The organism is Herbaspirillum frisingense GSF30 (assembly GCF_000300975.2).
Taxonomy (GTDB): domain Bacteria; phylum Pseudomonadota; class Gammaproteobacteria; order Burkholderiales; family Burkholderiaceae_D; genus Herbaspirillum; species Herbaspirillum frisingense.
This window is the reverse complement of sequence record NZ_AEEC02000035.1, coordinates 46,123-58,201: the sequence shown is the minus strand read 5'-3', so window position 1 is coordinate 58,201 and position 12,079 is coordinate 46,123. Positions and strand designations below refer to the sequence as shown.

The 12,079-nt window shown below is 62.0% G+C and carries 10 protein-coding genes; 1 reads left to right on the top strand and 9 read right to left on the bottom strand.

Translation table 11 applies throughout. The features are described from left to right. The 9 genes from HFRIS_RS25005 to HFRIS_RS19815 form a co-directional block, all read right to left on the bottom strand. The coding region (locus HFRIS_RS25005; RefSeq protein ID WP_209443031.1) for a hypothetical protein at positions 1 to 210 on the bottom strand (210 nt) is incomplete at its 3' end. A gap of 503 nt (positions 211 to 713) precedes the next feature. Then, positions 714 to 1,889 (bottom strand): ribonucleotide-diphosphate reductase subunit beta, encoded by a 1,176-nt coding sequence (locus tag HFRIS_RS19850; protein ID WP_006713240.1) that lies wholly within the window; start codon positions 1,887 to 1,889, stop codon positions 714 to 716. Positions 1,890 to 2,104: 215 nt separating this feature from the next. After that, the gene (locus HFRIS_RS19845; RefSeq protein ID WP_006713238.1) at positions 2,105 to 5,089 is read right to left on the bottom strand and encodes a ribonucleoside-diphosphate reductase subunit alpha; all 2,985 of its coding nucleotides are present in this window, start codon (positions 5,087 to 5,089) and stop codon (positions 2,105 to 2,107) included. Positions 5,090 to 5,474: 385 nt separating this feature from the next. After that, the gene (gene ampD / locus HFRIS_RS19840; protein ID WP_006713236.1) at positions 5,475 to 6,125 is read right to left on the bottom strand and encodes a 1,6-anhydro-N-acetylmuramyl-L-alanine amidase AmpD; all 651 of its coding nucleotides are present in this window, start codon (positions 6,123 to 6,125) and stop codon (positions 5,475 to 5,477) included. Positions 6,126 to 6,128: 3 nt separating this feature from the next. Continuing rightward, complete coding sequence (locus tag HFRIS_RS19835; RefSeq protein ID WP_006713235.1) at positions 6,129 to 6,419, bottom strand: PP0621 family protein; 291 nt, start codon at positions 6,417 to 6,419, stop codon at positions 6,129 to 6,131. After that, complete coding sequence (locus tag HFRIS_RS19830) at positions 6,416 to 7,228, bottom strand: cytochrome C assembly family protein (RefSeq protein WP_006713233.1); 813 nt, start codon at positions 7,226 to 7,228, stop codon at positions 6,416 to 6,418. The genes HFRIS_RS19835 and HFRIS_RS19830 overlap by 4 nt, the downstream gene beginning before the upstream one ends. Positions 7,229 to 7,353: 125 nt before the next feature. After that, on the bottom strand, positions 7,354 to 8,163 hold the full coding sequence (locus tag HFRIS_RS19825) for an ABC transporter ATP-binding protein (protein ID WP_006713231.1): 810 nt from the start codon (positions 8,161 to 8,163) through the stop codon (positions 7,354 to 7,356). 1 nt (position 8,164) lies between these two features. Then, positions 8,165 to 8,986 carry an ABC transporter permease gene (locus HFRIS_RS19820; RefSeq protein WP_006713230.1) on the bottom strand — a complete coding sequence of 274 codons (822 nt, stop codon included), beginning with the start codon at positions 8,984 to 8,986 and terminating at the stop codon, positions 8,165 to 8,167. A 15-nt stretch (positions 8,987 to 9,001) separates the two neighbouring features. Next, positions 9,002 to 9,961 carry an ABC transporter substrate-binding protein gene (locus tag HFRIS_RS19815; protein WP_006713228.1) on the bottom strand — a complete coding sequence of 320 codons (960 nt, stop codon included), beginning with the start codon at positions 9,959 to 9,961 and terminating at the stop codon, positions 9,002 to 9,004. A gap of 334 nt (positions 9,962 to 10,295) precedes the next feature. Here HFRIS_RS19815 and ffh point away from each other — a divergent pair, with 334 nt between their 5' ends. Further along, the gene (ffh, locus tag HFRIS_RS19810; protein WP_006713226.1) at positions 10,296 to 11,666 is read left to right on the top strand and encodes a signal recognition particle protein; all 1,371 of its coding nucleotides are present in this window, start codon (positions 10,296 to 10,298) and stop codon (positions 11,664 to 11,666) included. The last annotated feature ends 413 nt before the right edge of the window (positions 11,667 to 12,079 follow it).

Below are 12,079 nucleotides of genomic sequence, written 5' to 3'. Positions count from 1 at the left end.
TGCCTTCTTGGCGGCGGCCTTCGGAGCTGCAACCTTCTTCGCTGCTGCCTTCGGAGCGGCTGCCTTCTTGGCAGCTGCCGGCTTGGCGGCGGCCTTCGCTACGGTCTTCTTGGCAGTAGCCGCGACGACCTTCTTGGTGGTTTCCTTAGCGGCTGCTGCCTTCTTTGCCGCCGGCTTCTTGGCCGCGGGCTTCTTTGCTGCTGTTGCCATTTTGTTTCTCCTTCTTCACGTGAATGGAAAAAATCAAGCTTGATATAAGCAACCCGCAAGCGACATCGCGATGACGCGGGCGGGTTATTCATCGGCACAAGCAGCCTGTCGCTTGCGCTAATGAATTCGGCACCAGCTGAACTGCTGCATCCCCTCACCTATGCAGCGCTTCAGCTATCTTGGCGACGCCCCTCCGGTAGTGCCCGCGCAATGGCGCAGGATGAAGTCGACTACGGGAGCAGGCGCGACACCAAAAAAAACGCCAGCGTGTTCAAACGCTAGCGTCGGAATCGCGTTCCTGAAAAACTTCGGCGTTTTTCAAAGGAAAAGCCGCCTGACCCGACACGATGGGGTTAAGCGGCGATAACAGAGAAGAATGGTTCGGTCTCTGACTGTTCATTAATTTGGCGTATGCCTTTCAGTTTCAGCGGCCGGGTATCTTGCAAGCTACCCGACCACCGTTGTGCATCCTGTCTCGCGGAAGAGTACTTCGAGACTGCACGTCATTCCCAACTCAGCGCGCCCCCGGTTTGGTATTCGATGACTCGGGTCTCGAAGAAGTTGCGCTCCTTCTTCAGATCAATCATCTCGCTCATCCACGGGAACGGATTTTCTTCTTGTGCGAACAGCGGGTCCAATCCGATTTGCTGTGCGCGGCGGTTTGCGATGAATCGCAGGTAGCCCTTGAACATGGTGGCGTTCAACCCGAGCACGCCTCGCGGCATTGTATCCTCTGCGTAACGATATTCCAACTCCACCGCGCGTAAAAACAACGATTTGATCTCTTCACGGAATTCAGGAGTCCACAGGTGCGGGTTCTCCATCTTCACGGTGTTGATCAGGTCGATGCCGAAGTTGCAGTGCATCGATTCGTCACGCAGGATGTACTGGTACTGTTCGGCCGCGCCCATCATCTTGTTCTGGCGACCCAGCGCGAGGATCTGCGTGAAGCCGACGTAGAAGAACAGACCTTCCATGATGCAGGCGAAGACGATCAGCGACTTCAGCAGCTTCTGGTCATTCTCCATGGTGCCGGTCTTGAACTCGGGATCGGTCAGCGTATCGATGAAGGGGATGAGGAACTCGTCCTTGTCGCGGATCGACGCGACCTCGTGATAGGCATTGAAGATCTCGGCTTCATCCAGGCCCAGCGACTCGACGATGTACTGGTAGGCGTGGGTGTGGATGGCTTCCTCGAAGGCCTGGCGCAGCAGGTACTGGCGGCACTCGGGTGCGGTAATGTGGCGATAGGTGCCCAGCACGATGTTGTTGGCGGCCAGCGAGTCGGCGGTGACGAAGAAGCCCAGGTTGCGCTTGACCAGACGACGCTCGTCCTCGGTCAGGCCGTTCGGATTCTTCCACAGCTCGATGTCGCGCTGCATGTTGATTTCCTGCGGCATCCAGTGGTTGGCGCAGCCGGCCAGGTATTTGTCCCAGGCCCACTTGTACTTGAAGGGGACCAGCTGGTTCACGTCGGTGTGGCCGTTGATGATGCGCTTGTCGGCAGCGTTGACGCGACGGGTGGTATCGACCGCGTCGGCCTTGCCGGCCATGAGCGCCGGGTTCAGCGCAGCATTGGACTGCTGCACGTTGCCGAAGGCAGGTTGCAACTGCGGCTGCGCCATGTTCGGAGTGCGCGGCGCCTGGGTCGGCTTGGCTTCATCATCCCAAGAAAGCATCTGTGGTTCCTCTTTACTGTGTCGGAAGCTGCCGGCCGGTGACACTGGCTCGGCGGAGTTCCGGGTATCTATCAGGTGACAACGGCGCATCCGGTGAAGTTCACCGCGATGCGCCGACTAGGTTGGGTGGGGCTGGGGGACAGTGTAGCTGCCGGCATCTCGGACGACCTTGATCATCCTCATCGGCAGGCCATCCCGGCCCCCACCCGGGTTGCTTACTGGCAGGCCTCGCACTCTTCGAAGCCGGCGTCGCCCGGACGCATGGTGCAGACCGGACCGTCGGCTTCGATGGAAGCGCCCGGAGTCGGCATCACGTAGGCCGCCGAAGCGCTGGCTGCCGAGGCGATGGGGGCGGCCGGAACCGCATTGCCCGAGGCCGAAGCCATGCTGCCGGCGCCACCGTCGACTGCCACGGCGTTCAATGCACCCGCGCGGGAAGTGGACTTCTCGGTGTGGGTGGCACCGATGGTGCGCAGGTAGTAGGTGGTCTTCAGACCGCGCAGCCAGGCCAGCTTGTAGGTCTCGTCCAGACGCTTGCCGGAGGCACCGGCCATGTAGATGTTCAGCGACTGGGCTTGGTCGATCCACTTCTGGCGACGCGAAGCGGCTTCCACCAGCCAGGACGGATCCACTTCGAAGGCGGTGGCGTAGATGTCACGCAGGTCTTGCGGGATGCGGTCGATCTTGGCCAGGCTGCCGTCGAAATACTTGAGGTCGGCGACCATCACTTCGTCCCACAGGCCACGGGCCTTCAGGTCACGTACCAGGTACTCGTTGATTTCGGTGAATTCGCCCGACAGGTTCGACTTCACGTACAGGTTCTGGTAGGTCGGCTCGATGCAGGCCGACACGCCGATGATGTTGGAGATGGTCGCCGTCGGCGCAATGGCCACGCAGTTGGAGTTGCGCATGCCGTGTTCGGCGATGCGCGCACGCAGGGCAGCCCAGTCCAGGGTCTCGGTGGTGTCGGTTTCCAGGTAGCCGCCGCGCTCTTGCGCCAGCAGCTTCAGGGAGTCCTGGGGCAGGATGCCGCGATCCCACAGCGAACCGCGGTAGGAGGCGTAACGGCCGCGCTCTTCAGCCAGTTCGGTGGAGGCCATGTAGGCGTAGTAGCAGACAGCTTCCATGGAGCGGTCGGCGAACTCGACAGCGTCCATCGAGGCGTACGGCACGCGCTTGATGTGCAGGCAGTCCTGGAAGCCCATGATGCCCATGCCCACCGGACGGTGACGCAGGTTCGAGTCACGGGCCTTCTTGACGGCGTAGTAGTTGATGTCGATGACGTTGTCCAGCATGCGCATGGCGGTGCGGATGGTCTTTTGCAGCTTGGCATGGTCCAGCTCGCCATTGACCAGGTGCGCCGGCAGGTTCACCGAACCCAGGTTGCAGACCGCGATTTCGCTGTCGTTGGTGTTCAGGGTGATCTCGGTGCACAGGTTGGAGCTGTGGACCACGCCCACGTGTTGCTGGGGCGAACGGATGTTGCAGGGATCCTTGAAGGTGATCCAGGGGTGGCCGGTCTCGAAGAGCATCGACAGCATCTTGCGCCACAGGTCGTTGGCCTGGACCTTCTTGAAGAGCTTGAGCTCGCCGCGGGCGGCCTTGGCTTCATAGCCGGTGTAGGCTTCTTCGAAGGCACGGCCGAACTTGTCGTGCAGGTCCGGGGTGTCGGAGGGCGAAAACAGGGTCCACTCGCCCTTTTCCATCACGCGCTTCATGAACAGGTCGGGAATCCAGTTCGCGGTGTTCATGTCGTGAGTGCGGCGGCGGTCGTCGCCGGTGTTCTTGCGCAGTTCGAGGAATTCCTCGATGTCCATGTGCCAGGTTTCCAGGTAGGCGCAGACTGCACCCTTGCGCTTGCCGCCCTGGTTGACCGCCACGGCGGTGTCGTTGACCACCTTCAGGAAGGGGACCACGCCTTGCGACTTGCCGTTGGTGCCCTTGATGTGGGCGCCCAGGGCGCGCACCGGGGTCCAGTCATTGCCCAGGCCACCGGCGAACTTGGCCAGCAGGGCGTTTTCCTTGATGGCTTCGTAGATGCCGTCCAGGTCGTCGGCCACAGTGGTCAGGTAGCATGAGGACAGCTGCGAGCGCAGGGTACCCGAGTTGAACAGGGTCGGGGTCGAGCTCATGAAGTCGAAGGACGACAGCAGGTCGTAGAACTCGATGGCGCGGGCTTCGCGATCGATCTCGTTGAGCGCCAGGCCCATGGCCACACGCATGTAGAAGGCCTGCGGCATTTCGATGCGGGTACCGCTGATGTGCAGGAAGTAGCGGTCATACAGGGTCTGCAGGCCGATGTAGCCGAACTGCAGGTCGCGCTCGGGCTTGATGGCAGCAGCCAGCTTGGCCAGGTCGAACTGGGCCAGCTTGGTGTCGAGCAGCTCGGCGTCGATACCCTTCTTGACGTATTGCGGGAAGTATTCCAGGTACTCGGCCGGTGCATCGGCTTGCGCCACTTCCTTGCCGAAGACTTCCTTGCGGATGGTATGCATCAGCAGACGCGAAGTCACCTGGCTGTAGGCCGGGTCCTTTTCCATCAGCGCGCGGGCAGCCAGGATGGCGGACTTGTACAGCTCTTCGACGGGCACGCCGTCGTACAGGTTCTTGACGGTCTCGGCGAGGATGGCATCCGCATCGACATGACCGTCCAGGCCGACGCAGGCGGCGTCGATCAGGGCACGCACTTCGGCGATCTCCAGCGGGCGGCTCTGGCCATCTTCGGTCACGTGCAGTTGCGGGGCGACCACTTCGGTCTTGTTGGCGGCACCCTGCTGGGCGCGCTCTTCCATGCGCTTGGCACGGTACAGCACGTAGGCGCGGGCCACGTCATGCTCGCCCGAGCGCATCAGGGCCAGCTCGACCTGGTCCTGGATGTCTTCGATATGGAAAGTGCCGCCGGCGGGCTGGCGACGCACCAGCGCCGACACCACGTTGGCGGTCAGTTGCTCGACCATCTCGCGCACGCGCGCCGAGGCCGCGCCCTGGCCACCGTTGACGGCCAGGAAGGCCTTGGTCACGGCGATGGAAATCTTGGAGGGCTCGAAACCGACCACGGCGCCGTTGCGGCGGATGATGCGGTATTCGCCCAGACCAGCGGACTGGGATACGACGGTCTGGCCTTCAGCGGAGCCTTCCAGCTCGGCGGACACGCCAAACGGGGCAGGCGATTTGACGGAAATTTCTTGGGTTGAGCGCACTTAGCCTCCTGGATACATGGAGCAGACGAGCGGGGTGATCGCCTGCGTTGCTAATAACTAAACAATTCAATCCCGGCTGCAGGGATTGGAAAACGACGGAAGCGCCGCACAATGACTATCCCTTGCGTGGACATTCATGCTGACGCAAAAACTGCTTGAACCTGATGAGTGGAACGACGGAAATAAAAGAAGGATGAACCGCGGGCGTTGTCGTACTTGGTTACTGCCTCGTGGGTCTTTCACCTTCTGAAGCACTGCCGAAACGGGCCATCTGTGGATGAAGACCCTTGTACAAAAATAAGTTCACCAGAACACTACATCTAGTATCAAAACATCGATTGGGACTAATTCTAGTGGCGCCACTTTGATGATGCAACCGCTATTTCTAGAATTTTTCGTCCGTGGAAGCTTGACTTTTGTGTAGCCCAAGAGGGAAGCGCAATTGCGCCCCGTTAATGATTTTCATCATTTCCTCCCGATAGCGGTCCCAGTCGAAACAGGGACCGGGATCGGTCTTGCGCACCGGCGCGATGTGTTCGTGACCGGCGACAGAGGTGAGTCCATAGCGGGTGGCCAGGGCCTGGGACAGCTTCGCCAGGACCGGATACTGGGCCTCGGCAAAGGGTGCGAAGTCGGTCCCTTCCAGCTCGATGCCGATGGAAAAGTCATTGCAGCGCTCACGGCCATCGAAGACCGACACCCCGGCATGCCAGGCTCGGCGGTGAGCGGGGACGAACTGCACGACCTCGCCGTCGCGGCGGATCAGGAAATGCGCCGAGACCCGCAACGGCCGCAACTGGTCGAAATAGGGATGGGCTTCGAAGTCGAGACGGTTGCAGAACAGGTCTGCTATATAAGGGCCACCGAACTGACCGGGCGGCAGGCTGATGTTGTGGATCACCAGCAGGTCCGTCACCACGCCCGCCGGCCGCTCATCGCAGTTGGGCGAGGGCTCGCGGCGGGCTTGTCGGCACCAGCCCTCGTCGTCGATATCCCATGTACTCCAGGTATCGGCCTCGGTGATGGGTACGCTCATGGCTCAGAAGGAGGCCAGGCGGCGATGCTCTTCCGAGCAGTAATAGGCGCCCGAGGCATGCACCACCGCTTCCGAGGCGGGGAAATGGATGCCGCAATGGGCACATTGGACCATGGTCTCGACGTTGCTGTCGGTGCGACGCCGGAAACGCGAGGGCTTGGGGCGCGGCATGCCGGGTTCGGCACCCGCCTCGCCCTCGCCGGCCGCGTCATTGCCGGCCAGCATGGATTTCTTGGCGCGCTGGAACCACACCACCACGGCCAGCAACACGACCAGCCAGATCAGATATTTCATGTCAGTACCCGATGCAGCACGACTTCAAGCACGAACCGGCTGCCCACATAAGCCAATAAAAGGATGGCGAAGCCGGCCAGCGTGAAGCTGAGCGCAGTCCGCCCCCGCCATCCCTGCCAGCGACGGCCGGCCAGGAGCAGGCCGAACAGCAGCCAGGACAGCATGGTGAAGACCGTCTTGTGGTCCCACCGGAATGGCGTCCCGAACAACTGCTCGGAAAAGACGACGCCCGATAGCACGGTCAGCGTCAGCAACGCGAAACCGAAGGCAATCAGGCGGAACAGCAATTTTTCCATGGTCAGCAGCGCCGGCAGCCGGTCCAGCGCCAGGCCGAACCAGCTGGCCTGGGCAGTCGGCCCGGGACGGGTATGCAGGCGCGACTCCTGCAATACCATCAGCACCGCATGGAAGGCAGCAATGGTCAGCGTGCTGTAGGCCAGGATGGAGATGGCGATATGCGCCAGGAACCAGTCCGACTTGCCGGCCAGCGCCACCAGGTTGCCGGGGAAGACGCTGGGCAGGATCACCGACAGTGCCGCCACGGGCAGCACCAGCACGCGCATGCTGTCGAGCGAGAAATTGCGATTTTCCAGCCAGTAGGCGGCCACCGAAATCCACAGCGTGGAAGAGAGCATGACCGCAAACCCCACCCGCACGGCGTCGGGCGCGAACATGTCCGACAGCAGCGCCCCACCATGCAGCATCCAGCCAACCACGATGCCCAGCGAGATCGGCATGCGCCGCTGCGAGGGCATGAAGGCGCATGCCAGGTAGAGCAGCGCAGCCAGGATGAAAAAATAAGTTTGCATCGCCCAAGTTTACACTATCTCGGCCGACGACCCGGTTGCGCCTGGTCAGACAAACCGTGCGGATGGTCCCCGCAAATGCGACACGGCAGGACTGGCCTGCCGTGTCCAGAGGAGTACCTCGACCCTCAATCGACGGCCGCAGCCTTCATCTCGGCATTGTGATGGCGCTGCTGCTCTTCCATCACCAACTGGCCCAGTTCACGCTTCAAGGCATTGAAGTCGGGATCGGCCGGATCGCGCAGCCGCGGCAGGTTCACCAGCATGTCACGCTTGACCGTACCGGGACGGTAGGTCATGACCACGATGCGGTCGGCCAGGTAGATCGCTTCCTCGATGCTGTGGGTGACGAAGACGATGGTCTTCTTGAACTCGTCCCAGATCCGCAGCAATTCGTCCTGCAGGTTGCGACGGGTCAGCGCATCCAGGGCACCGAAGGGCTCATCCATGAGCATGATGGGCGAATCCAGCGCCAGCACCCGGGCAATCGCCACCCGCTGGCGCATGCCGCCCGACAGGTCCTTGGGGAAACGGGTGCGGAAGTCGATCAGGCCCAGCTTGTCCAGCAACTGGGTCACGCGCTGGACGATCTCGGCCTTGGGCGTTCCCTTGATCTGCAGACCGAAGGCGACGTTCTGCTCCACCGTCATCCAGGGGAAGAGCGCATATTCCTGGAACACCATGCCACGATCCGGCCCCGGCTCGCTGACCACCTTGCCATCGGTGAGGATTTCCCCGGTGGACGGCAGGGCGAAGCCGGCGATGGCATTGAGCAAGGTAGACTTGCCGCAGCCGGAGGGTCCCAGCAGGCAGACGAACTGACCGTCGGGAATGTCCAGGTTGATATCCTTCAAGGCGACGACTTCGCGGTCATCGGTCTTGAAGACCTTGTGCACGCCCTGCACGCGGATGCGGGGCGAAGAATTGGCTTGGTTCATGTCAGTTCTCCAGCCCGCGATGCCAGCGCAGCATGTAATTGTTGAGGCGGCTCATGCCCAGGTCGATGGCCAGGCCCAGCAGGCCGATGGTGATCATGCCGGCGATGATCTTGTCCGACCAGAAATACTCACGCGCTTCCATGATGCGGAAACCCAGGCCATTGCTGACGGCGATCATCTCGGCCACGATCACCACGATGAAGGCCGTGCCGATACCGATACGCACCCCCGAGAGGATGTAGGGCACGGCTGCCGGCAACATCACCCGCAGGAACAGCGTGGACTGGCTGGCGCCCAGGTTGCGGGCTGCACGCAGGTAGATGCTGTCAACCTGGCGCACCCCGGCGATGGTGTTCATCAGCACCGGGAAGAAGGCCCCCAGCGAGATCAGGAACAACGCCGGCGGATTGCCCAGCCCGAACCACAGGATGGCCAGCGGGATATAGGCAATCGGCGGAATCGGGCGGATCACCTGGACCGTCAGGTTCATGAGGCCATAGATGCGCTGGCTCGACCCCATCAGCAGGCCCAGCGGCAAGGCCAGGCCGGCGCCGATCAGGAAGCCTGCCACCACGCGATAGAGACTGCCGATGGCGTCCATCACCAGTTCACCCGAGAACACCCAGGCCAGCCAGCTGCCGGCCTCGGGGTCATAGGGCTTCAGCGGCGAGGCGTATTCGCCCCACTTCTTGAGCACCGCCCAGGGCGAGGGCAGGATCTGCGGGTTGATCCAGCCGGCGCGGGAGGCCCCCTCCCACAGGGCGATCACCACCAGCGGCACCAGCAACCCCTGGAGGAAGCTGCCATTCTTGTTCTTTGCCATGCAGGATTCCCCTTCTTACTTGAGGTTCATGCTCTTCTTGGCCTGCTCCAGCAGATCGGTCTTCACCCAATCCTTGGCCACGGGCGGCTTGGCCATCTTGCCGGTACCGTACTTGGCCATGGTGTCGGTGGTGACCTGGATGTGCTCGACGGTGATGTCGTAGGCGTAGGGCGAATTGCCGATGGCGTCGTAGAAGTCTTCCTTGCTGATCTGGTTCTTGAAGATCACTTCACGCACGTACTTCTCGGCCACTTCAGGCTTGTCGATGAAGGTCTTGGTCGCCTCCAGGAAGCAGCGCATGAACTTCTCGGCCAGCGGGCGCTTCTCGGTGTAGAACTTCTCGGTCATCACCATGGTGCGGTAGGGTTCGCCGATCGGGGTGTCGTAGGGCTTCATCACTTCCACGCCGAAACCCTTGTTGATGGCCTGCGAGGATTGCGGTTCGCTCTGCATCATGGCGTCGATGTTCTTGCCAAGCAGGGCTTGGTTGAGGTCGGCGAAGGCCAGGTAGACGATGGTCACATCCTTGGGCGTGAGGCCGTTCTGGCCCAGCTCGGCATCCAGCAGCACTTCATGGATGCCACCGCGGGTCACACCGACCTTCTTGCCCTTCAGGTCCTTGACCGACTTGATGCCCGAGTCCTTGCCCGCCACCAGACGCGCACCGCCCTTGGCGAAGCCGGCCACCACATAGATCGGTGCGCCGTTGGCGCGGCCCGAGATGGCAGCTTCCGAGGCAGTGGTACCCACGTCGAGCTCGCCGGCCAGGATGCCCTGCATCACGTCGGGACCCTTGGCAAAGACCTTTTCATCGACCTTGATGCCGCACTTGGGCGCGATCTCCTTGATGTAGGACACCGCACCATAATGGGCGAACTTCAGGTTGCCCAGGCGGATCACATCGTCTGCGGCATGGCTGGCGGTCGCAAAGCCGGCGCTTGCCAGCAGGGCCAGGGCGATCAGTTTCTTGTGCATTTCCTCTCTCCTCTTGTGTATATCGTTCTTGATGTGGCGGGCCGGCGGCGGCGATGCCGGACCGGCTGTCTCGATGGCGTTGGCCGCCGCTGCATGGCGGCTGGCCTTGATTATTATTTGCGCTCGGAAATTCAGCGCCCATGTATACACAAAGAGGACGGCCTGTACAAGCTGTTAATTTTACGTAGCAGCCCCATCTGGGCCTGCAGGCCGGCTTGCCGACGCGGGCGCGGCAGGGCTCTTCGGTTAAAATGCAGGATTGCCCGTCGCCTGCGGCGCCACCTTGCCGCTCAAGTCCTGGCCCGCGGCCATCCACTCATTTGCAGATATCACCATGCTAGACAACCTGACCCAACGCCTCGCCAAAGTCGTCAAAACCATGCGCGGCGAGGCGCGACTGACCGAATCCAATACCGCCGAGATGCTGCGCGAAGTGCGCCTGGCCCTGCTGGAGGCCGACGTGGCCCTGCCGGCGGTGCGCGAATTCATCGCCAAGGTCAAGGAAAAAGCCCTGGGCGAGGAAGTCATCCGCTCGCTGACTCCCGGCCAGGCCCTGGTGGGCGTGGTACAGCGAGAACTGGCCAGCCTGATGGGCGCCGATCTGGGCCCGGAAGCCTCGCAACTGAACTTCGCCACGCAGCCGCCGGCGATCATCCTGATGGCAGGCCTGCAGGGTGCCGGTAAAACCACCACCGTCGGCAAGCTGGCCAAATACCTGCGCGAAACCACCAAGAAGAAGGTGCTGACGGTATCGGCCGACGTCTATCGCCCGGCCGCCATCGGCCAGCTGCAGACGGTGACCGGCCAGGCCGGCGCCGACTTCTTCCCCAGCCAGGCGACCGACAAGCCGGTCGATATCGCCCTGGCGGCGCTGGACTACGCCAAGAAGCATCACCACGAAGTGCTGATCGTCGACACCGCCGGCCGTCTGGGTATCGACCAGGCCATGATGGACGAAATCCGCGCCGTGCACGCCGCCATCAAGCCCATCGAAACCCTGTTCGTGGTCGACGCCATGCTGGGCCAGGACGCCATCAACACCGCCAAGGCCTTCAGCGACGCCCTGCCGCTGACCGGCGTGGTGCTCACCAAGCTGGATGGTGATTCGCGCGGTGGTGCGGCGCTGTCGGTGCGTCACATCACCGGCAAGCCCATCAAGTTTGCCGGTGTGGCCGAAAAGCTGGACGGTCTGGAAGCCTTCGACCCCTCGCGCATGGCCAACCGCATCCTGGGCATGGGCGACATCCTGGCCCTGGTCGAGGAAGCCCGCAAGGGCGTGGACATGGCAGCCGCCGAAGGCCTGGCCAACAAGATCAAGGGCGGCGGCAAGTTCGACCTCAATGACTTCAAGGCCCAGCTGTCGCAGATGAAGAAGATGGGCGGACTCACCAGCCTGCTGGACAAGCTGCCGGCGCAGATGCAGGCCGCAGCCGGCAACGCCAACATGGACCAGGCCGAGAAGCAGGTGCGTCGCATGGAAGGCATCATCAATTCCATGACCCCGCAGGAGCGCGCCAAGCCGGAACTGATCAAGGCTACCCGCAAGCGCCGCATCGCCGCCGGCGCCGGCGTACAGGTGCAGGAAGTCAATCGCATGCTGTCGCAGTTCGAGCAGATGCAATCGATGATGAAGAAGCTCAAGGGTGGCGGCATGATGAAGATGATGCGCGGCATGAAGGGCATGCTGCCTGGCGGCATGCGCTGACCGGATCACCGGAATCCCTTGCTGGTGCTGGCTTTGCGGCTGGCACCAGGCATTTTCCGCACGATCTTCCTGCTGCCTTTTCCCGCTGCCCTGCCCCTCCCCCGCTGTATTCCTCCCCCCGCATTTCCCCCCTCTCCGGATCACTGGCAGATGCCCTCGCGCGCGGCTGCGGTCATGTCCTTTTTTCATCTTCCGGGCGGCCTCGCAAACCGCACGCGAGGGGTCCTTCCACGACCCGCCGGCATCCGCCGCGATCCCTTTACCGGCGCGGCTTGACGCCGGATCGGGGCGGCTCGTTGTTTCCTGGTTATTTCATCCGGAAATCTGCCAAAAAATACTTGCATGGCCGTGCAAAGAGCACCACTATTAGCGGTGCGTAAATTGACGCATTCATCTCATTCTTGTGAGGAGTC